The 21,080-nt window shown below is 73.8% G+C and carries 15 protein-coding genes; 6 read left to right on the forward strand and 9 right to left on the reverse strand.

Annotated elements, in window-relative coordinates:
- The first annotated feature begins 518 nt into the window (after window positions 1–518).
- Both ABZ565_RS14450 and ptsP read left to right on the forward strand, forming a co-directional pair.
- A complete protein-coding gene (locus tag ABZ565_RS14450) occupies window positions 519–968 on the forward strand; it encodes a PTS glucose transporter subunit IIA (RefSeq protein ID WP_361025318.1) in 450 nt (149 codons plus the stop codon).
- 79 nt (window positions 969–1,047) lie between these two features.
- The gene (ptsP, locus tag ABZ565_RS14455; protein WP_361025321.1) at window positions 1,048–2,718 is read left to right on the forward strand and encodes a phosphoenolpyruvate--protein phosphotransferase; all 1,671 of its coding nucleotides are present in this window, start codon (window positions 1,048–1,050) and stop codon (window positions 2,716–2,718) included.
- Between the two features lie 68 nt (window positions 2,719–2,786).
- On the opposite strand, the gene ABZ565_RS14460 is transcribed toward ptsP, so the two are convergent.
- Together ABZ565_RS14460 and ABZ565_RS14465 are read right to left on the reverse strand one after the other, a co-directional pair.
- Window positions 2,787–3,707: a hypothetical protein gene (locus tag ABZ565_RS14460; RefSeq protein ID WP_361025324.1), complete on the reverse strand. Its 921-nt coding sequence runs from the start codon at window positions 3,705–3,707 to the stop codon at window positions 2,787–2,789.
- Window positions 3,708–3,774: 67 nt separating this feature from the next.
- The gene (locus ABZ565_RS14465; protein ID WP_361025327.1) at window positions 3,775–5,751 is read right to left on the reverse strand and encodes an acetoacetate--CoA ligase; all 1,977 of its coding nucleotides are present in this window, start codon (window positions 5,749–5,751) and stop codon (window positions 3,775–3,777) included.
- Between the two features lie 230 nt (window positions 5,752–5,981).
- Between ABZ565_RS14465 and ABZ565_RS14470 the strand changes: the two genes are divergently transcribed.
- Window positions 5,982–8,333 carry a glycoside hydrolase family 31 protein gene (locus tag ABZ565_RS14470; RefSeq protein WP_361025330.1) on the forward strand — a complete coding sequence of 784 codons (2,352 nt, stop codon included), beginning with the start codon at window positions 5,982–5,984 and terminating at the stop codon, window positions 8,331–8,333.
- Window positions 8,334–8,356: 23 nt separating this feature from the next.
- On the opposite strand, the gene ABZ565_RS14475 is transcribed toward ABZ565_RS14470, so the two are convergent.
- The gene (locus ABZ565_RS14475; RefSeq protein ID WP_361025333.1) at window positions 8,357–8,866 is read right to left on the reverse strand and encodes an NUDIX domain-containing protein; all 510 of its coding nucleotides are present in this window, start codon (window positions 8,864–8,866) and stop codon (window positions 8,357–8,359) included.
- A gap of 126 nt (window positions 8,867–8,992) precedes the next feature.
- Between ABZ565_RS14475 and ABZ565_RS14480 the strand changes: the two genes are divergently transcribed.
- Entirely contained in the window at window positions 8,993–9,799 is an 807-nt protein-coding gene (locus ABZ565_RS14480; protein WP_361025336.1) for a M15 family metallopeptidase, read from the forward strand.
- A gap of 118 nt (window positions 9,800–9,917) precedes the next feature.
- Complete coding sequence (locus tag ABZ565_RS14485; RefSeq protein WP_361025339.1) at window positions 9,918–10,271, forward strand: DUF962 domain-containing protein; 354 nt, start codon at window positions 9,918–9,920, stop codon at window positions 10,269–10,271.
- On the opposite strand, the gene ABZ565_RS14490 is transcribed toward ABZ565_RS14485, so the two are convergent.
- The 4 genes from ABZ565_RS14490 to ABZ565_RS14505 are packed head-to-tail and all read right to left on the reverse strand — an operon-like array spanning window position 10,268 to window position 14,455.
- Window positions 10,268–10,873, reverse strand: coding sequence for an ATP/GTP-binding protein (locus ABZ565_RS14490; protein WP_361025342.1), 606 nt, complete (start codon window positions 10,871–10,873; stop codon window positions 10,268–10,270). The genes ABZ565_RS14485 and ABZ565_RS14490 overlap by 4 nt on opposite strands.
- Window positions 10,854–11,276 (reverse strand): DUF742 domain-containing protein, encoded by a 423-nt coding sequence (locus ABZ565_RS14495; protein ID WP_361025345.1) that lies wholly within the window; start codon window positions 11,274–11,276, stop codon window positions 10,854–10,856. Before ABZ565_RS14495 ends, ABZ565_RS14490 begins: the two co-directional genes overlap by 20 nt.
- A gap of 9 nt (window positions 11,277–11,285) precedes the next feature.
- The gene (locus ABZ565_RS14500; RefSeq protein ID WP_361025348.1) at window positions 11,286–11,729 is read right to left on the reverse strand and encodes a roadblock/LC7 domain-containing protein; all 444 of its coding nucleotides are present in this window, start codon (window positions 11,727–11,729) and stop codon (window positions 11,286–11,288) included.
- Entirely contained in the window at window positions 11,726–14,455 is a 2,730-nt protein-coding gene (locus ABZ565_RS14505) for a nitrate- and nitrite sensing domain-containing protein (protein WP_361025351.1), read from the reverse strand. Before ABZ565_RS14505 ends, ABZ565_RS14500 begins: the two co-directional genes overlap by 4 nt.
- A 436-nt stretch (window positions 14,456–14,891) precedes the next feature.
- Between ABZ565_RS14505 and ABZ565_RS14510 the strand changes: the two genes are divergently transcribed.
- Window positions 14,892–15,308 carry a hypothetical protein gene (locus ABZ565_RS14510; RefSeq protein WP_361025890.1) on the forward strand — a complete coding sequence of 139 codons (417 nt, stop codon included), beginning with the start codon at window positions 14,892–14,894 and terminating at the stop codon, window positions 15,306–15,308.
- Between the two features lie 24 nt (window positions 15,309–15,332).
- Here ABZ565_RS14510 and ABZ565_RS14515 read toward each other — a convergent pair whose 3' ends face one another.
- Together ABZ565_RS14515 and ABZ565_RS14520 are read right to left on the reverse strand one after the other, a co-directional pair.
- Window positions 15,333–20,078: a hypothetical protein gene (locus ABZ565_RS14515; protein ID WP_361025354.1), complete on the reverse strand. Its 4,746-nt coding sequence runs from the start codon at window positions 20,076–20,078 to the stop codon at window positions 15,333–15,335.
- Window positions 20,079–20,135: 57 nt separating this feature from the next.
- Window positions 20,136–21,056 (reverse strand): hypothetical protein, encoded by a 921-nt coding sequence (locus ABZ565_RS14520; RefSeq protein WP_361025357.1) that lies wholly within the window; start codon window positions 21,054–21,056, stop codon window positions 20,136–20,138.
- Between the last annotated feature and the right edge of the window lie 24 nt (window positions 21,057–21,080).

Consider the following 21,080-nt stretch of genomic DNA (forward strand, 5'->3'; position numbering starts at 1 on the left):
CTGGCGTTGACTTTTGGCACGCTGTTGAGTTCTCAAGGAACGGACGCTTCCTTTGTACTCACCCTCTCGGGCTTTCCTCCGGGCGCTTCCCTTCGGTCTTGCGTTTCCGACTCTATCAGACTCTTTCGTGTCCGATTCCCGGTCGAAGCGGGTCAAGCGGTTTTCGCTTTCCAGTTCTTCGCTTTCGCGTTTCCCTTTCCGGCGAGTCCGACACTATCAAACCTTTCCGGCCCCCCTGACCGGCCCCCCGCAGACATGCGGGTGCCCGATTTCGGGTTAGGGTTTGGGCTCAATAGCCGCAGCCGACCCCCGACTCAAAGTCGCGTTGGGGCCAGGCAGGAGAACGACAGTACAGGCTGCCGGGAGTCGAGGCAAATCGTTTCCGGTGCGCCCCTAGGTCCTCGAACCACCAGGACTCGGGCGGAACCGGGACTTCTTATGACTTACTCTGCTGAGCAGTACGCCGTCCTCCTATCAAGCCGTGGCGGCACCTTCGAAGCTCCACTGGGAGGCCCCCCATGACCAACGTGACGTCCCCTCTTGCCGGACGTGCCATTGGGCTCGCTGCCGTACCCGACCCCGTCTTCTCCGGCGCGATGGTCGGTCCGGGCACCGCCATCGACCCGGTCCGCGAGCCGTCCGAGGCGGTCGCGCCCGTCGACGGCATCGTCGTTTCCCTTCACCCGCACGCGTTCGTGGTGGTCGACAGCGAGGGGCACGGTGTGCTCACGCACCTGGGCATCGACACGGTCCAGCTCAACGGCGAGGGCTTCGAGCTGCTCGTGAGCAAGGGCGACTCCGTCACTCGCGGCCAGGGCATCGTCCGGTGGAACCCCGCCGAGGTCGAGAAGGCCGGCAAGTCGCCGGTCTGCCCGATCGTGGCCCTGGAGGCGACCGCCGACTCCCTCTCCGACCTGGTCGAAACCGGCGATGTGGCGGTCGGCGACTCCCTGTTCGGCTGGCAGTAACGCGATCGGCGCAGTGACAGCCGACTGGATATCCACCACCGCGGAGGCAACGGCCACCGCACGACCGGAGACGGGTGTAATGGAGACAACGCTGCGAGGCGTAGGCGTGAGCCACGGTGTGGCGATCGGCGAGGTACGGCACATGGGCACCGCGGTGCTCGAACCGCCGGCCAAGCAGATCCCGGCCGAGGAGGCCGAGCGCGAGCAGGGGCGGGCCCGGCAGGCCGTGGAGGCCGTGGCCGCCGACCTCGTCGCGCGCGGCAACCTGGCCGGCGGCGAGGCCCAGCACGTGCTGGAGGCCCAGGCCATGATGGCCCAGGACCCCGAGCTCATGGCCGATGTCGAGCGCCGCATCGCCGTCGGGAGCACCGCCGAGCGCGGTGTGTACGACGCGTTCGCCTCGTACCGGGCGCTCCTCGCGGGCGCCGGCGAGTACCTGGCGGGCCGGGTCGCCGACCTCGACGACGTCCGCAACCGCATCGTGGCGCGGCTGCTCGGTGTGCCGATGCCCGGCGTGCCGGACAGCGATGAGCCCTACGTCCTGATCGCCCGGGACCTCGCCCCCGCCGACACCGCGCTGCTGGACCCCGCGCTGGTCCTCGGCTTCGTCACCGAGGAGGGCGGGCCGACCAGCCACAGCGCCATCCTGGCCCGGGCGCTCGGTGTCCCCGCCGTGGTGGCCCTGCCCGGGGCCGGTGAGCTGGCCGAAGGCACGCTCATCGCCGTGGACGGCAGCACCGGCGAGATCTTCGTCGACCCGAGCGCCGAGAAGCGGGCGGAGCTGGAGAGCGCCGCCGCCGCGCGCAAGGCCGCCCTGACCGCCACGACCGGTCCCGGCGCCACCTCGGACGGCCACAAGGTGCCGCTGCTCGCCAACGTCGGCGGTCCCGGTGATGTGCCGGCGGCCGTGGAGGCGGGTGCGGAGGGCGTCGGCCTGTTCCGTACCGAGTTCCTCTTCCTGGACGACAGCAAGCGGGCACCGTCCGAGGAGAAGCAGATCGCCGCGTACCGCGCGGTCCTGGAGGCGTTCCCCGAGGGCCGTGTCGTGGTGCGCGTGCTGGACGCGGGCGCGGACAAGCCGCTCGACTTCCTGACCCCGGCGGACGAGCCGAACCCGGCGCTGGGCGTGCGCGGACTGCGGAGCCTGCTGGACCACCCGGACGTGCTCCGCACCCAGCTGACCGCCCTGTCGAAGGCCGCGGAGGGGCTGCCCGTCTACCTTGAGGTCATGGCGCCCATGGTGGCCGACCGCGCGGACGCCAAGGCCTTCGCCGACGCCTGCCGCGAGGCCGGGCTGAACGCGAAGTTCGGCGCGATGGTCGAGATTCCGTCCGCCGCGCTGCGGGCGCGCTCGGTGCTGCAGGAGGTGGAGTTCCTGTCACTGGGCACCAACGACCTGGCGCAGTACACCTTCGCTGCCGACCGTCAGGTGGGTGCCGTCTCCCGGCTCCAGGACCCGTGGCAGCCGGCGCTGCTGGATCTGGTCGCGCTGTCCGCCGATGCGGCGAAGGCCGAGGGCAAGAGCTGTGGTGTGTGCGGTGAGGCGGCCTCCGATCCGCTGCTCGCCTGTGTGCTGACGGGTCTGGGTGTGACGTCCCTGTCGATGGGTGCGGCCTCCATTCCCTATGTCCGCGCCACGCTGGCCAAGTACACGCTGGCGCAGTGCGAGCGGGCCGCGGCGGCCGCGCGTGCGGCGGACTCCGCCGAGGAGGCGCGCCGGGCGGCGCAGGCGGTGCTGTCGGGCGAGTAGTCCGGGACCGGACGAAGCGAGGTGAAGGGGCTTTCCGCCGGTGACCGGCGGAAAGCCCCTTCCCCGTGTCAGCGGTGCTCCTCCGGTTCGTCGGCGCCGATGTCGAAGCCCGCGCAGTACTCCACACCGGACTCCGGGGCGACGGGCTCGCCCGTGTCGGCGTCGGTGCAGTAGGCGCTGAAGACCTCGCCGGCGGTGAGCGGGTCGAGGTTGCCCCGGCTCAGCCGCCAGCCGTGCACGCGGTCCGGGGCGCCGGGTGTGCTCGTACGCAGGACGACTCCGCCGTGGCTCTCCAGGGCGATGGCGACGGCGAGGACGCTCACGAACTCGGCGCCCTCCGAGGTGTCGAGCAGGACGGGCCCCGCGGTGGGCCGGTCGGTGTGCAGGGCGGCGAGCAGCTGGTCGTTCTCCGTGGGGGTGCTGCACACCAGGTGGTGGGTGCCGGGCCCGGCCGCCTCCAGGGTGCGTTCCAGGAGGTGCGAGGCGCGGTCGAAGGCGGCGCTCCCGACGTCCCGGCCACAGTCCGCGCACTCGCCGAGTCCGGCCAGGAGCATGGTGGCGTACTCCCAGGTGGCCCGGCGGACCGCGCGGCCGACGAGCACCTGGATCAGTGCGTCCAGGGGCTGTCCTTCGTAGGTGACGGTGGCTCCGCAGGCGGCGATCTCCGCGGTGAAGCGGCTGCGGCCCGCCGGGGTGTCGGGGACGATGCCGGCCTCCGCGCAGTAGCGCGCGTACTCCAGGGGGTCGAAGAGGGCGACCGTCGTGTGCACGCCCTGCGCGGTGAGGGCCTTGAGCAGGGCCTCCACCTGTTCCAGGTAGACGCCGTGGTCGTCGAAGGTGAAGGTGCGGTAGCGGCGCATCGCCGCGAAGTCCTCCTCATCGGCCAGCAGGCCGATGGTGGTGGGTGCTTCGCGGCGCAGCGTGCGTCGCATGGTGGTGGTCACGGTCCGTCCATGGACGGTGGTCCGCTTGTTACTGGTCTGCGCCATGATGTCCCCCAGTGCGCTGTCGATTATTGCTCACTCAGCGTAACCAGGGGTGCTGACAACGGTGCGGTCAGTGGCGTTCGCGGGCCAGCTTCTCGTAGAAGTGGAGGAGTTCCAGGTTGTCGATCGAACCGGGGTTGACGGCCTTTTCCAGGGCCGTTCCCTGGAGCAGGCGCTTGACCGGAACCTCGATGCGCTTGCCGGTAAGGGTGTGCGGGATGCCGGGAACCTCGATGACCTCGTCGGGGACGTGGCGGGGCGAGAGGTTCTCGCGGATGGTGCGCTTGATGCTGTCGCGGAGGGCGTCGTCCAGGGTGGCGCCTTCGGCGAGGTGGACGAAGAGCGGCATCCAGTAGCCGCCGTCCGGTTCCTCCAGGCCGATGACGAGGGATTCGCGGATCTCGGGGAGGCGTTCGACGGCCTCGTAGATGTCGGCGGAGCCCATGCGGACGCCCTGCCGGTTGAGGGTGGAGTCGGAGCGGCCGTGGATGACGACGGAACCGCGGTCGGTGATCGTGATCCAGTCGCCGTGGCGCCAGACGCCGGGGTACACGTCGAAGTAGCTGTCGTGGTAGCGGCTGCCGTCGGGGTCGTTCCAGAAGCGGACCGGCATGGAGGGCATCGGCTCGGTGACGACGAGTTCGCCGACCTCGCCGGTGAGGGGTTCGCCCGCGGGGTCCCAGGAGTGGAGGTCCGTGCCGAGGCTGGCGGCCTGGAGTTCGCCGATGTGGACGGGGAGAGTGGGCACCGCGCCCGCGAAGCAGCTGCAGACGTCGGTGCCGCCGCTGACGGAGGCGATCCACAGGTCGTCGGCGACCTCGTCGTGGAGCCAGCGGAAGCCGTCGGGCGGCAGCGGGGAGCCGGTGGTGGCGACGCACTGGACGCGGGAGAGGTCGAAGTCGCGTCCCGGGTGGATGCCGGCCTTGCGGCAGGCCATGACATAGGCGGCCGAGGTGCCGTAGAGGGTGGCGCCGGTCTGTTCGGCGACGCGCCACTGGGCGCTGACGTCCGGGTAGCCGGGGCTACCGTCGTACAGCACGACGGTGGCGCCGGTGAGGAGGCCGGAGACGAGGAAGTTCCACATCATCCAGCCGGTGGAGGTGTACCAGAAGAAGCGGTCCTCGGGCCCGAGGTCGCAGTGGAGGCCGAGCTGCTTGAGGTGTTCGACCAGGATGCCGCCCTGGGACTGGACGATGGCCTTGGGCAGGCCGGTGGTGCCCGAGGAGTAGAGGACCCAGAGCGGGTGGTCGAAGGGGACCTGTTCGAAGACCGGTTCGGTGTCGGCGGCGGTGAGGGCGGCCCAGTCGAGGGCGCCCTCGGGGGCTTCGGTGCCGAGCAGCGGGATGTGCACGACGGCGCGCAGGGTGGGTAGTTCGCGGCGGAGTTCGGCGACGGTGTCGGCGCGGTGGTGCTCCTTGCCGCCGTAGCGGTAGCCGTCGACGGTGAACAGGACGACGGGTTCGACCTGCTGGAAGCGGTCGAGGACGCTGCGGGCGCCGAAGTCGGGGGCGCAGGAGGTCCAGATCCCGCCGACGGCCGCGGTGGCGAGGAACGCGACGACGGCCTGCGGGATGTTGGGGAGGTAGCCGCTCACGCGGTCGCCGGGGGTGACGCCGAGTGCGCGGAGTTCGGCGGCGAGCGAGCCGACCTGGCGGCGGAGCTCGGACCAGGAGGTCGGCACCTGGGTGTGGCTCTCGTCCACGTGGAGCAGGGCGGGGGCGTCGGCGCGCAGGGGGTCCTCGGAGGCGCGCAGCGCGTGCTCGGCGTAGTTGAGGGTGGCGCCGGTGAACCAGGTGGCGCCGGGCATCGAGCGGTCGCCGATGACCTCTTCGTACGGGGTGGAGAAGCGCACGTCGAACCACTCGGCGACGGCCTTCCAGAAGGTGTCGAGCTCGTCGACGGACCAGCGGTGCAGACTGGCGTAGCCGCCCTCGGCGGGGGCGCCGTGGTGTTCGGCGGCCCAGCTCTGGAACCGGGTGACGGCGGCGGCCGCGACGCGGTCGGGGCCGGGCTGCCACAGGGGGGCTTCGTCGGCTGCTGAGGTCATGGGGCGACTCCCTGGCTGTAGCGGGTACGCGGTGTGTGCGCAGGTCGCGCGCACGTGCGGGGTGTGCGCGTGAGGCGACGTCAGGGACGATGCCATGTGATCGTCCCCAGCACCAGGGTTGCCCGTACATGCTGTCGTGTCCCGGTATGTGGTCCGGGCACGTCCGGTGCGGGGTGAACGGAAGTTGAACGGCGCTTGTTCGCGGCCGGGCGGGTGGCAGGGTGAGCGGCATGAACGGTCGTGACCTGGTGCGCTCGGTGAAGCTGGTGGGGGCGAAGCGGGGGCTGCGCACCGTGCGCTCGGCGTGGCGCCGGGCGCGTGCGGACGCGCGGGCGCTGCCGGGGCGCGGGGCCGAGCGGGCGCGGGTGCCGGGTGCGGTGACGGGGGCGGAGCCGGGGCCGGGGGGCGGTGTGGTGCGGTTCGCCCGTTCGGAGCTGCGGATCCGGGTGGCGGTGGGCGGGGCGGTGTTCTGGGGATGGGACGGGGCGGAGCCGGGGCCGTCGTACGCGGTGGACGGGGAGGCGCCCGCCGCGGATCCGCGGGCGGTGCTGGAGCCGGGCACGGACGGGGGCTGGCAGGTGGTGGCGGAGCGGCTGACGGTCGCGGTGTCGCGGCACGGGGCGGTGGAGCTGCGGACCCCGGGCGGGGTGGTGCTGCGCCGGGAGTCGCCGCCGCGCTGGTGGGAGCCGGTGGCGGGCGGGGACGCGCGGTGGGTGCAGCGTTCGGAGGTTCCGGCGGACGCGCGGTTCTTCGGGCTGGGCGGCCGGGCGGCGGGGCCGCGGCTGCGGACCGGGTCGTACGCGCTGTGGAACACGGATCCGGGCGGGCGGTTCGGGCCGGGGGACGATCCGCCGTATCTGACGATGCCGGTGCAGCTGGTGGTGGCGGACGCGGGGACGCACCTGGTCTTCTACGACAACTCCTGGTCGGGCCGGGTGTCGTTGCAGGAGGGGAAGGAGGGCGCGGGGTCCGGGCACGACCGGCCGGGCGCTTCGGAGGTGCGGGTGGACGGCGGGCCGCTGCGCTGCTGGGCGGTGGCGGGTACGCCGGCCCGGGTGCTGGCGGGGTGGTCGGCGCTGACGGGGGCGGCCGCGGTGCCGCCGTCCTGGGCTCTGGGTCCGCAGCACGCCCGGTGGGGTTTCGGGTCCGAGCGGGAGGTCCGGCGGGTCGTGGCGGGGTACCGGGAGCGGGGGCTGCCGCTGTCGGTGCTGCACCTGGACATCGACCACTACGACGCGCACCGGGTGTTCACGGTGGACCGGGGGCGGCTCCCGGATCTGCCGGGGCTCGCCGCGGAGTTGCGGGAGGCCGGGGTGCGGCTGGTGTCGATCGTGGACCCGGCGGTCGCGGCGGCCCGGGGGAACGCGGTGTACGACTCCGGGCGGGCGGTGGGCCCTTCGGGCGCGTTCGTCCGGGACGCCCGGGGGCGGGAGGTGCGCGGGGAGGTGTGGCCGGGTGAGTGCGTGTATCCGGACTTCACGGATCCGGGGGTACGGGAGTGGTGGGGCGGGCTGTACGCGGAGCGGCTGGCGCAGGGGTTCTCCGGGGTGTGGCACGACATGAACGAGCCGGTGTCGTTCGTGGCGTTCGGTGATCCGTCGCTGCCGCGTTCGGCGCGGCACGCGCTGGAGGGGCGCGGCGGTGACCACCGGGAGGCGCACAACGTGTACGGCCTGGCGATGGCGCGGGCCGGGTACGAGGGGCTGGCCCGGCTGCGGCCGGAGGAGCGGCCGTTCCTGTTCTCGCGTTCCGGCTGGGCGGGGATGCAGCGGTACGGGGGCACCTGGTCCGGTGATGTGGTGGTGGGCTGGCCGGGGCTGCGGGCGACGTTGGCGCTGGTCCTGGGGCTCGGGCTCGGGCTGTGCGGGGTGCCGTACTCGGGTCCCGATGTGGGCGGGTTCGACGGGTCGCCGTCGCCCGAGCTGTACCTGCGGTGGTTCCAGCTGGCCGCGTACCTGCCGCTGTTCCGCACGCACTCGGCGATCGACGCGGGGCGCCGTGAGCCGTGGGAGTTCGGGGCCGAGGTGTTGGCGGGTGCGCGGGATGTGCTGGTGGAGCGGGAGCGGTTGCGGCCGTACTGGGTGACCCTGGCGCGGCTGGCGGCGCTGACGGGTGCGCCGTACGTACGCCCGCTGTGGTGGGCCTCGCCCGGGGACCGTGGGCTGCGCGACTGCGAGGACGCGTTCCTGCTCGGTGACGCCTTGCTGGTGGCGCCCGTGCTGGAGCCGGGAGTGGTGCGGCGGGCGGTACGGCTGCCGCCGGGGCGCTGGTACGACACGGCGAGCGGGGCGGTGTACGAGGGGCCGGGGCGGGTGGTGGTGGAGGCGCCGCTGTCCCGGGTGCCGGTGCTGGCCCGGGCGGGCGCGGTGATTCCGGTGCGGGGTGCGGACGGCGGCCCGGAGCTGGAGGTGTGGGCTCCGGTGGCGGGGCGCCCGGGTGGCGGGACGGTGGTCCGGGACGCGGGTGACGGATGGGAGCCGGTGGAGGTCGAGCGGTACACGTCGCGGCTGGAGGGCGAGCGCGTCGTGGTGGAGCGGGACGGCGGGGTGGTGGACTGCCCGGTCCGGGTGCGCGGGGTGTGAGCGGGGCGCGGCGGCGGGTGTGCTCAGCGGTAGCGGCCCGCGAACCAGCGGTGGACGGCCTCGGTGTGGAGAGGGAAGGCGAGGGCGGCGGGGGCCGTCAGCAGGGTGTGGCCGGACGTCTCGTCGGTGGGGGCCGACGGCGGGAGCGCGGCGGCCGGCCGTGCGGGCAGCAGTCCGAAGAGGAGCAGGTGCCCGGCGGGTGAGCTGAGGGCGTCGGCGAGGCGGACGTCCTCGGGGCGTGCCTCGATGCGGGTCTCCTCGCGCAGTTCCCGTACGACGGCGTGCTGCCAGTCCTCGGCGTGGTCGATGAAGCCGCCGGGCAGGGCGAGGCCACCGCGTGCGGGTTCGATGGTGCGGGTGATCACGACGAGGCCGGTGGTGCCGCCGTCGGTGACGGGGAGGAGGGCGACGGCGACGGGGAGCGGATTGCGGTAGGCCGTCTCCCCGCAGGCGGCGCAGGTGCGGGGCCAGGCACCGGGGGTGGGGAGGCCGGTGTACGGGGCTCCGCAGGCGGGGCAGTGGGAGTGGGTCACGGGCTGCTCCGTTTCCTCGTGGGCCGGGACGCCGCTCGTGGTGGCCGGGCGTGGAACCGGTGGCGGACACGCGCGGACTGTACCGGATCACCTTCGCGGCACCCCCGGACCATGGAGGATGTGCTCATGACAGCCATTGCGACCGCTTTCCGTGCCCTGGCGGCCACCGCCGCCGCCCTGCTCGCCGTGACCGTCACCGCCCCGGTGGCGCAGGCGAAGCCCGAGCCGAAGGCACCCCAGGAGTTCGTCTCGCTGCGTTCGGTGGATGCCACGATCATCCAGGAGATGCGCTATCCCACCGCCCATGACTTCATGGGCGAGCCCGTGGACGGCTACCGGCAGCCCCTGTGCATCCTGACCCGGCCGGCCGCCGAGGCCCTGCACCGTGCGCAGCTCCGGCTGCTGCGGCAGGGCTACTCGCTGAAGGTGTACGACTGTTATCGCCCGCAGCGGGCCGTCGACCACTTCGTGCGCTGGGCGAAGGACCTCGACGACGAGACGATGAAGGGCGAGTTCTACCCCCGGGTCGACAAGTCCCGGCTGTTCGCGGACGGTTACATCGCGGAGAAGTCCGGGCACAGCCGGGGCAGCACCGTCGACCTGACGCTCGTACGGCTGCCGGCCCTGCCGACCAGGTCCTACCGCCCGGGCGAGAAGCTGGTGCCGTGCTACGCGCCGCAGGCCGACCGCTTCCCGGACAACTCGGTGGACATGGGCACCGGTTTCGATTGCTTCGACACGCTCTCGCACACCGATGACCCCCGGATCCAGGGTGTGCAGCGCGCCAACCGGCAGTTCCTGAAGCGGACCCTCACCGAGGCCGGATTCGTGAACCTGGCCGAGGAGTGGTGGCACTACACCTTCCGGCCCGAGGCGTTCCCCGACACCTACTTCGACTTCCCGGTGTCCCGCAGGTCGGTCGCCGGGCACTGAGCCGGCCGGCGCGGGAACGGGCGACCGGGACCACCCCCGTGGGTTCCGGCCGCCCGTTCTCCCTTTCCGACGCGGCCCAGCCGTTTCCGGTTGCCGGGTCAGCCATTACGGTGCCCGTATGTCACAGCAGACGTTCGATTCGTACGAAGAGTTCTGGCCGTACTACGTCGCGATGCACTCACGGGCGGCGACCCGCTGGGTGCATCTCACCGGCACCCTGACCGGTCTCGCCGTCAGCGCGTACGGGCTGGCGCGCGGCCGGAAGCGGTATCTGGCCGCGCTGCCGCTCATCGGCTACGGCGCGGCCTGGCCCGCGCACTTCCTGATCGAGAAGAACAACCCGGCCACCTTCGGTCACCCTGCCTGGTCGCTGCGCGGGGACGTGCAGATGATCCGCATGATGCTGGCCGGGCGCGACCACGAGCTGGCGCAGACCGCCGAGAAGTGGCTCGCGGAGAACGGCCGTTCCTAGGTCGACACCGGCTCGCGTGGGCGGTCCGCGCGGGCCAGGGCGTGTTCGACCACGGCCACCAGCACGTCCCGGGCCGACGCCCGGTCCCGCGCGTCGCACATGAGGAGCGGCACCTGGGGGTCCAGATCGAGCGCCGCCCGTACCGTCGCCTCCGGGAACAGTTCCGCGCCCTCGAAGCAGTTGACGGCGACGGCGAACGGGATCTCGCGGCGCTCGAAGTAGTCGACGGCCGCGAAGCAGTCGGCCAGGCGGCGGGTGTCCGCGAGCACGACCGCGCCCAGCGCGCCCTGCGCCAGCTCGTCCCAGAGGAACCAGAACCGGTCCTGCCCCGGCGTGCCGAAGAGATACAGCACCAGGTCCTCGCGGAGTGTGATCCGCCCGAAGTCCATGGCCACGGTCGTCGTGGTCTTCGCCTCGACGCCGTCCAGGTCGTCCACCGGGCGGCCCGCCTCGGTCAGCCGCTCCTCCGTGCGCAGCGGCCTGATCTCGCTGACCGCGCCCACCAGCGTCGTCTTGCCCACGCCGAAGCCGCCCGCCACCAGGATCTTGAGGGTGACGGGCTCCACGGGCCGCCTGCTGCGGCTAGAGCGCCCGAAGGCCATTGATCACCTCACGGAGAATGTTCACGTCCGGCAGCTCGGCCGGCGGAACGGGACGGGTCACGTGTACCAGCTCGTCGTCCACGAGATCGCCCACGAGCACCCGCACCACGCCCACGGGCAGGTCCAGGGACGAGGCGAGCTCGGCGATCGACTGGGGCAGCTCACCGCAGAGTTCGAGTATCTCGACGTGTTCCGGGGTGAGCAGCTGGTCCCTGTCCGGGTCGTCGGCCGCGGGTTCCGGCACGACCATCGCGATCAGGTCGAGGCGGTGGCGGGACGCACTGCTGGTGCGCCCGCGGGTCATCGCGTAGGGGCGGACGACGGGCCCCGCCTCGTCGTCGTACCAGCGCGGGGTCCACGGCCTTTGCGGGGTCTCCGGGGAGCCGGGCGATGCGGCGCTCATGGCGTCCGCTCACCCCCCGGAGGGCTGACCGGCCGTCCGGGGCGCGTTGGCCAGGTGGCTCCCCACGCGCTTGACCATGAGCGTCATCTCGTACGCCACCTGCCCCACGTCCGAGTCGGATTCGGCCAGCACGGCGAGGCAGCTGCCGTCGCCTGCCGCCGTGACGAAGAGGAACGCCTCGTCCAGTTCCACGACGGTCTGGCGGACCTTGCCCGCGTCGAAGTGGCGGCCGACGCCCTTGGCCAGGCTGTGGAAGCCGGAGGCGACGGCGGCCAGGTGCTCGCCGTCCTCCCGCGTCAGGTCCTTGGACGCGCCGGTGGGCAGCCCGTCGCTGGAGAGCACCAGCGCCTTCTGGATGCTGGCGACGCGCGCGACGAGCTCGTCGAGGAGCCAGTTGAGTTCGCCGGACCCCTGGCGTGCGGAGTCGGTTGCGGCGGCGTTCGGTGCGGTCATGGACCGTCCTCTCCCGGAGTGGTTCCTGGTGCGATGTCGCCGGGGTCCGTCGGGTCCTCGGCGTTCTCCTGGCGGCCGCGCTGCCAGCCGCGCTGGAGCGAAGCCATACGGCTGCGTACCTCTTCGGCGTCCCGCTCGATGTCCTCGGCGCTCTCCACCGGACCGGGCCCCGGCGTGCGGGCGTCCGGTCCCTCGCGCAGCTGCGGGGCGAGACTGGCCTGCCGGACGCGGCGGGGCAGTCCGCCCACGGTGTCGGGGGCGGGTTCGGGCGTACGGGGTGCGGGCACCGGGGGCCCGGCGGGGCGGCGGTCCACGGGGCGGGCCGGCTCGCGGTCCTCGGAGGCGGGGTGGGCACGGCCTCCCCCGTCGACCCGGCGGCCGCGGTCGGCGACCAGCGTCGGGGGCCGGCGCCGGCGCGGCAGCGGCCGGACCCCCTCGGGGTGCAGCGCCCGCACGCCGTCGTCGGGGGCCTGCTGGTGCTGCTCGCGGTCGGCGTCGCGGCGCAGGGCGCGGGCGCGGAAGATGCCGCCGCGTTCGCTCTCGGTGTCCTCCAGGTCGGAGACGCCGTCGAGCACGGAGTCGAGCCCGGGGCCCGCCACCGCTTCGAGGACCGGGTCGCGGGTGAAGTCCAGCGGTTCGTCGTCCTCCAGCTCGACGGGGCCGTTGAGCAGGGCCGGGTCGACCAGTCCGGTGGGGACCGGTGAGAGGCCGCTCGGCCGGCCCGGCACCGGGTCGTCGGCCTCGGGACGCCGGGGGTCGCCGCCCGCGGTGCTGCCGGCGATGGCCTTCTCGGCCCTGCGGTCGAGGCGGAATCCGGTGCCGTGGGACTCGGGGGCGTCGGTGAGGAGGGCGGCCGGGATGAATACGACGGCGGTGGTGCCGCCGTACGGGGAGGTCTGGAGGGACACCCGGACGTTCTGCCGCTGGGCGAGCCGGCTGACCACGAAGAGGCCGAGGCGGTCGGTGTCGGACAGCTCGAACTCGGGGGTCTCGGCGAGCCGGAGATTGGCGTCGAGCAGGACGTCGGGGGGCATGCCGAGGCCCCGGTCGTGGATCTCCAGGGTGAAGCCGTTGGCGACGCGCTCGCCGTGCACCTGCACCGCGGTGTGCGGGGGCGAGAACACCGTGGCGTTCTCCAGCAGTTCGGCGATCAGATGGGTGAGGTCGGCGACGGCCGGGCCGCCCACCCCGATCCGGGGCAGTCGGCGGACCTCGATGCGTTCGTAGTCCTCGACCTCGGCGACGGCGGCCCGGACCACATCCATCAGCTGGATGGGCTTGCGCCACTGCCGGGAGGGGGCGGCACCGGAGAGGATCACCAGACCCTCGGCGTGCCGGCGCATGCGAGTGGTGAGGTGGTCGAGGCGGAAGAGGTCGGCGAGTTCGTCGGTGTTCTCGGTGCGGCGCTCCATGCTGTCCAGGAGCGTGAGCTGGCGGTGGAGCAGGACCTGGTTGCGGCGGGCGAGGTTGACGAAGACCTCGGAGACTCCGCGGCGCATGTCGGCCTGCTTGACGGCGGCTTCGACGGCGGCGCGTTGCAGGGTGTTGAGGGCCTGGCCGACCTGGCCTATCTCGTCGCGCTCGTACTGGAGGTGCGGGGACTCGGTCTCCACGTCGACCTGTTCGCCCGCGGCGAGGCGGCGCATCACGCTCGGCAGCCGTACGCCGGCGACCTCGTGGGCGTCCTTGCGGAGCCGGGTGAGGTCGCGGACGAGTTCGCGGCCGATGCGCACGGAGACGAAGACGGAGACCACGAGGGCGAGGAAGCCGAGGACGCCGGCGATGCCCGCCTTGATCAGGATGCCGTAGCCGGCGGGCTTGCCCCGGTCCTTGAAGCGGTTGTTCATCTCCGTCGAGTCGTTGGCCAGCCGTTCCAGGGCGGCCGGGGCGACCTCCTGCCAGCGGGCGGCGTCGGCGGTGCGCGGGCTGGTGGTGGGGCCCCGGGAGATGATGCCGTTCTCGGCGGAGCGCAGGGGTTCGCTGTCCGGGCCCTGCCAGTACTGCTGGACGCGGCGGCGTTCGGAGGCGGGGAGGAGGTCGAGGTTGGTCTCGTAGAGCAGGCCGCGCTGGGCGACGAGGTCCGATATCTGGCGGAGTTCGGCGGCGGTGAGGCGGCCGGCCAGAAGCCCGGAGGCGACCAGTGCGTCTTCCCGGGAGAGCATTTCGCGGGCGCGGGACATGCCGGTGAGTGCCCGGACCTGCCGGTCCATGGAGACGTTCTCCATGGTGTGCAGGCCGGCCAGGAACCGGTGGCAGGGGTCGATCAGGCGGTTGTAGTAGGCCATCGCCTTGAGCCGGCCGATGGTGCGTTCGTCGACGGAGTCGCGCAGGGCGTCGAGTCCTTCGACGGCGCCGAGTATCGAGCCGAGCTGGTTTTCCGCGGTCGCGCCGAGCGCGTCGCGGATGTCCTTCTGCCCGGCGCTCTCGCGGACCTCGGCCACGACCCGGTCGGTGGCGGCGCGCTGCCTGCGCAGTAGGGGCAGGGCGTCGGACGCACGCGGGTCCGCGAGGAAGACGAGGGTCTGGCGGCGTTCGCTCTGGATGACCCGGACGGTGTCTTCGAGGGGGTGGCCGACCTTCTCCACGACGGTGCTCGCGCTGAGCAGTTTCCCGGCCTCGCGCCCGGTGAGATAGGTGGCGAATCCCCAGAGGGCGGTGAGCGATACGAGGGGCACCACGAGCAACGCCACGATCTTCCTGCGGATGGACTTTCCGCGAAAGCGCATGGCCTCCCCCAGGTCATCCCCGCGGGACCGGGGACGGGTTTCGTCAACAAACGGCGCGAGCCTACTACCGACAGACAGACAACTCGAAGGCATGTCCGGACGATTTTCGGCCGCCTTACCGGGAGTTGACCATGGCTTGTCCCGGTATTCCGGGAGATGAAATTCACGAAAGCGACAGAAGAGGCCCTGGGGCATGGCAGGTTCCTTCACGTCCCGGTTGGCTGGAATTCTTCGTTTCGTGACGGCCGGGAGGAATCTTCACCGCCGGCCACTCGTCTGTCTGTACGGGGGTAGGGGGACCAACGGTGCACGCTCGGGCGGACGGGACGGACCGTCCGCGTAGAAAGGGTGTAGGCCGGGCAGCAACCCTGAAGTCGGACAGCGGTGGGAGTGAAGGGCCTTGGACACACAGGAGCGTGAGAGCGCGGTGGAGCCGATGGGGGACGCGAGCGCGCCGGGGCGGCCGCCTCTGTGGGTGGAGGAACCGGCGACGCGCAGGCGCATGCCCGATCCGGTGCGCACGGCGGCGGTGCGGGCGGTGCTCGTCATGTCGTTGACGATCATTCTGGCGATGGTGGCGTTCCTCACCGCGCTGGCCGGGTCCTGGCTCTCGTTCCCCATGGTGCTGAGCGGGGTGGCGAGCACCGTAGTCGCGACCTGGGCGGTGCTCGACGTCTGGGTCACCCGCCAGGTGTGGAACCAGCGCAACGGCGTGGTCTCCGAGCCCAGCAGCTCGGCCCGGCAGTTGCGCCGCGAGCGGCGCAGGGCGCGGCGTGAGGCCCGCGCCGCGCAGCGGGACGCGGCGCGGATAGGCCGCCGGGGCGGCGCGGACCGCCGCCTGTCGCGGGCCTGACCGCGCCCCGCCGCCCGGGCGGCGCTACGGCGCCCGGGTCTCCTCGACGGTCTCGGACGCGTCCGGGGTCCGCGGGGCCGGGGCGCCGCGCTTGAACATGCGGGTCGCGGTGATCTCCCCGTGCACCGTCTCGCTGCCGGGGTCCTGCTGCGGCAGCCCGGGGCGCAGGTGCTCCTCGACGCTGATGTACTTCAGACCGGCGCGCAGGTCCGCGTCGTTGCGCAGCCGGATGACGAGCGGGAATTCCGCGAGGGCCGTCGTGTCGAACAGGCCGGTGGTGTACAGCAGTTGTACGCCGAGCGCGTCGGCCACCGCGCGCTGGAGCTCCAGCAGATAGGTGGCGTTGGCCCGGCCGATCGGATTGTCCAGGAACAGCGTGCCGGCGTGCCGGTGCTGCGCCCGGTCGCGCCCCCGGTCGTTGCTGCGCAGGGCGGCCATCGTGCAGTACAGGGCGATCGCGGCGGTGAGCAGCTGTCCGCCGGAGAAGACGTCGCCCATCTGCCCGACCGGCACGCGCTCGGCGCGCAGCACGGCGTCCGGCTTGAGGATCTCCACGGCGATGCCCTTGGGTTCCAGCGCCGCCCCCACCCCGCGCAGGAGCAGCGACATGCCGTCCCGGCGCAGGTCGGAGTTCTTCCGGAGGGCCGCCCTCGTCGCCTCGTCGATGACCTCGCCGAGCCGTTCGGTGAGGGTTGCCTGGTCGGGTTCCTCGAAGCGGATGCGGAGGAATTCCTGCCCGGACCACTCCCCCAGGCCCTCGGGGAGCCGGGAGAGCCGCTGGGCGGAGCGCAGCGTGGTGAGCGCGGACTCCACCAGGCCGCGCAGCCGGTCCACGATGGAGTCGCGGTTGCGTTCCAGCTGGGCCAGCTCGTCGGTGAGGACGCGCAGCCGGGGCGCGAAGGCGGTGGCCCACTTCTCGGCGTGCTCGGGGAGCGCGGCGGCGGGCAGTTCGCGGATCTGCTGCCGGGCCGGGGTGCGGACCTGTTCGTAGCGGGTGGAGTTGGCGTGCCGTACGAGGACGTCGCTCGCCTCCCGGACAGCCGCTTCCGCGGCGGACAGGTCGGCGGCGCAGCCGCGCAGGGAGCGCCGGGCCTCGGCGGCGGACTGGCGGGCCTCCTCCAGGCTGCCCGGGTACGGCTCCGGGTCCTCGGGGTCGTCCTCGGCGCCGTGGTCCCTGAGCAGGTCGCGCAGCAGGGCGGCCGTCTCGTCGAAGCCGCCCGCGGCGTCCTCGGCGGCGCGGTGGGCGTGCAGCAGCTCGGCGTGGGCGGCCCGGGCGGTGTCCAGCGCGGCGGTGGCGGCGGCCAGCTCGGCGGTGGCGGTACGCAGGAGGGCCTGGGCCTGTTCGGCGTCGGCGGGCACCTGGTCGTCGGGCAGCTCGGTGTGCAGGCTCTCGCCGTCGGCGGGCGCCAGGCGTTCGGCCTCGCCGCGCAGCCGGCCCAGCTGCTCGCTGGCGGCGGAGGCCCTGGTCTCCAGGAGCTGGACGAGGGATTCGGCGCGGGCGGCGGCGGCCTGCCGGGACGGGCCGTCGGCGCCGTCGGTGCCCTCCAGGAGCTGGGCGGCCCGGGTGCGCACCTTGTTGGTGAGGCGGTCCAGCTCGGCGAGGGCGGCGCTCTCGTCGCTCTCGGCACGGGCCTGCTCGGCGCGCAGGTCGGCGCCGACGCCCACCTTCTCGTACAGCTGGGACGCCGCCCGGTACGCCTCGCGCAGGGCGGGCAGCGCCTGGCGGGGGGCGTCCTGCTCCAGGTCGGGGAGGTGTTCGGGGGCGCCGGCGATCTCGGCGCGTTCGGCGCGCAGGGCGCGGGCGGTGCGGCGGGCGTCGTCGGCGGCGCGCTGGGCGGCGCGGCGGTCCTCGTCGGCGGCGCGGGCGCGCTCCAGGAAGACGGTGGCGCGGGCCTCGCTCTCCGCTGCCTCGTCGGTCAGTTCGCGCAGCTTGGCCTGCCAGCCGGCCCGTTCCCGCAGCCGGAAGGCGAGTCCGGCGAGCGCGTCGGCGGCCCGGCGGGCACGCTGGGCGGCCTCCTGGCGCTCCTCGCGGACCCGGGCGGTGTCGGCGGCGGCCTCGTCGGCCTCGGCGCGGACCGTGCGGGCCTCGGCGAGGGTGGCCTCGGCGGTCTCTGCGGCGGTGCGGGCGGTGCGTGCCGCTTCGGCGAGTTCGGCGAGCATGCCGGGCGGGCAGTCGGCGCGCCAGGAACCGATGCGGGCGGCGAGCGCGCGGTCGGCGCCGAGGCGGGCGGCGAGCACCCGGATGTCCTCGTCGCGGGCGGCGGCCCGGCTGCGCAGGGCCTGGCGCTCCTCGTCGGCGGCGTGCTCGTCGTGCATGGCCGGGTTCGGCGGTACGAGGAAGACGCCCTCACCGGCACCGGACGCGCCGGGGTCGGGCACGGGAGCGAGGAGGGCGGCGGCGGTGCCGACGGCGACGGCGGAGCGGGGCAGCAGGGCCGCGGCGCCGAGGACGTCGCGGGCGCGGGCGTGCGTGTCGGGGTCGGTGATGACGACGCCGTCCACGAGCTCCGGGCGGGCGGCGAGGACGGCCGCGTGGTCGGCGGGGTCGACGGCCTGGGCGAGGTAGCGCCAGCCGGGGAGCGCGGGGATGCCCTGCTCGCCCAGGTATTCCACGGTGGCCAGGACGTCCGGGCTCGGCGGGAGGAGGCCGCCGTCACCGAGCGCGCCGAGGATGCGGGCGTCGTCGGCCGCCGCGGTGCGCAGTTCGAACAGGCGCCGTTCGGCGGTGGCGACGCTCTGGTCGAGCAGGTCGCGCAGCTCGTCGGCGCTGCGGTCGAACTCGTCGGCGGTGAGGGGCTGGTGGTCCGCGGTGAAAACGCCGTCCGGGCCCGGGCCGGTCTCGTCGGTGCGGTGCGGGTCGTCGGCGGTGGCTTCGGCTCCGGGCGCGGCGGCCTGGCGGGGCCGGGGAACGCCTCCGGTCCGGGCGCCGGGCAGCCCGAGCAGTTCGGCGAGGCGGGGTTCAGCGGCGATCGAGTCGGCGGCCCTCAGCTCCGTCTCGTACGCCTGCTCGGCGGCGCGGGCGGCGTCGGCGGCGCGGGCGGCGGCCAGTTCGGCGCGGGACTCGTCGGCGGTGGCCCGGCGGGCCCGGTCGGCGGCGGCTCCGGCGGCCTCCCGCGCGGTGTCCCAGGCGGCCACCGCGGCCTGTTCGGCGTCGTTGGCGGCGAGGGCGGCCCTGGCGGGGTCGGCGTGCGGCGCCGTGTCGTCCAGCCAGCCGGCCCGGACGGCCTCGGCGGTCTCCTGCTCGACCTCGGCCAGGCGCTGGCGCAGGTGGCCGGCCTCGCTGCGGGCGCGCTGCGCCTCGGTGGCGGCGGTGGTGGCGTCCCGGTGCGCGGCCTCGCCGGCGCTTTGCAGGGCGTCGGAGCGCTCCTCCTCCTCGTTGGCCCGGCTCTCGCCCGCCTCGGCGGCGGTGTGCAGGGCCCGTACGAGGTCGGCGGCGGCGCTCGCGCGGGCGGCGAGGGCGGGGGCGGCGTCGCGCTCGGCCTCCCGGATGGCCGCGGCGACGCGGGCGGAGCGGTCGGCGGCGGCGCGGTGGCGCAGGACGGCCTCGGCGGCCTGCCAGGCGGCGTGCAGGGTGCGCGCGTCGCCCAGCTCGCGGCGTTGGGCGGCGGCGCTCTTCTCGGCGGCGGTGAGCGCCAGGGAGGCGTGCCGGTAGGCGAGTTCGGCGGCGATCAGGGCGCAGCGGCCGCGGGTCTCCTCGGCGCCGGTGACGGTGTGGGCGGCGGAGGTGACCTGCTGGGCGAGCTCACCGGCCCGGCCGCGCTCCTCGCCGGCGCGGGCGGAGAGGCGGCGGGCGAGGGTGCGGGTGCGGCGTTCGGATCCGGCGTGGATGTCGCGGGCGCGGGCGCGGGTCCCGGTGGCCTCGACGATGCGGCCGAGAAGGTCCACGGAGCCGGCGGTGAAGTCGCGTTCGGCGGTGAGCTCGGCGCGGCGGCCGAGCTTGTTGCCGAAGCCGCTGACGAGGTCGGCGAGGCCGTCCGTGTCGCGGGTGTCGGTGACGGCGCGCAGCAGCAGGTCGGTGAAGTCGGAGTCCTTCTTGACCGCGAAGAGGCCGGCCGCCTCGCCCTCGTCGGCGTTCATCTCGCGCTGGTAGCGGAAGAGTTCGGGGTCGAGGCCCAGGTCGCCCAGGTGCTCGTTCCAGCGGTCGTGGATCTCCTCCCAGTGCACGTCGAGGTGCTGGTAGAACTTGCCGGCCTCGGTGAGCGCGTCGCGGAAGCCCTTCATGGTGCGGCGGCGGCCGCGGGCGCCGGAGGCGCCTTCGGCGGGGCGGCCGACGGCGGTGGACTCGGCGACGGGGAGCGAGTCCAGCCCGAGCCCGGGGCCCGGCCGGAACGAGTACCACGCCTCGGCGAACTTCCGGGGGTCGTTGGAGACCTGGCGTCCGCGCCACTCGCTGACCTTGCCGACGACCACGCACTCACCGGTCAGTGTGTGCTGCCACTCCAGGGCGACATGGCCGCAGTCGTCGGCGAGCAGGAACTTGCGCAGCACGCCGGAGCTGGCGCCGCCGAGGGTGTTGCGGTGGCCCGGGAGCATCACCGAGAAGATCAATTTCAGCAGGACGGACTTGCCGCCGCCGTTCTCCAGGAAGAGGACACCGGCGGGGGCGGGCCTGCGCGGCGGGCCGGCCGGCTCCTCCTCGAAGAACTCCGCCTGCGCCGGGGCGGGGCGGGGCACGGGCTCGCCGACTCCGCGCAGGTCGAGCACGGTGTCGGCGTAGCGTGCGCCGGCCGGTCCGATGGAGTAGAGGCGGACCCGGGACAGCTCGTACATGGCGGCGGACTCTCGTCGTTCTGGGAGCGGGGGGAAGACGTCGGTGACGGGCGGCGGTCAGCCGTGGAACGGCAGGCCCGCGTCGGCCACCAGTTCCAGGTGGTCGGGGTCCGGGGGCGGCAGCAGCGTGGCGCTTCCGTCGGTGACGGGGACGACGCCCAGCTCCAGGAGCTCGGCCATGGCGGCGCTGCCGGCCATGTCGCGGACCTGGAGCTGGTAGCGGGCGGTGGTGCGGTACGTGCCTCCGGCGTCGTCACCGGTGCGCTGGAGGAAGCCGGAGTCGGTGAGGAAGGCGACGGCCTTGCCGATGATGCCGGTGGTGGATCCGGCGAGCCGGCGGGCGTCCTTGGTGGCGCCGGTGGCGCTGCGCCGGGCGTAGACCCGCCAGCCGGCCTCCAGGCCCGGGGCGTCGCTGGCCGGGTCGGTGTTGTCGCCCTGCTCCTCGGCGCGCTCCTCCAGGCGGTTGCACGCCTGGCGTACGAAGGCGTCGACGCCGTTGACCGTGATCCGGCCGATGTAGGCGTCGTCGGCGAGGTCCTCGGGGCGCGGGAAGGCCATGGCGGCGACGGCGAGGTGGGCGAGGCCGTGGAGGAAGCGGTCGGCGCTGTCCGAGGAGGCGCGGCGCGCGTAGTCACCCATGCGGACGGCGAAGACGGAGTCCTCGCCCGCCGTGACGGCCATGCCGGCGCGGGGGGACACCTCCAGGACGATGAGGCCGAGGCCGGTGGCGACGGCGTCGGCGAGCCGGGCGAAGGCGGGGTCGTCCCGGTAGCGGCGCAGCAGTTCGGCGTACTCGGCGTCGCGGGCGGGGAGCAGCTTGGGCTGGAGGCCGAAGGCGACGAGCCGGGCCGCGTCGGCGGCGTCGGCCGGGGTGACGGCGGCCGGTGCGGGGGCCGGGCGGTCGGGTTCGTAGCCGGGGGCGGGCCGGTCGGCGGGCTCGCTCCACGCGTCGGCGTGCTCTGCGCGGTGGTCGCTCACGACACTGGCTCCTCGGTGCGGAAT

The sequence above is a fragment of the Streptomyces sp. NPDC016469 genome, from assembly GCF_040632905.1.
GTDB lineage: Bacteria > Actinomycetota > Actinomycetes > Streptomycetales > Streptomycetaceae > Streptomyces.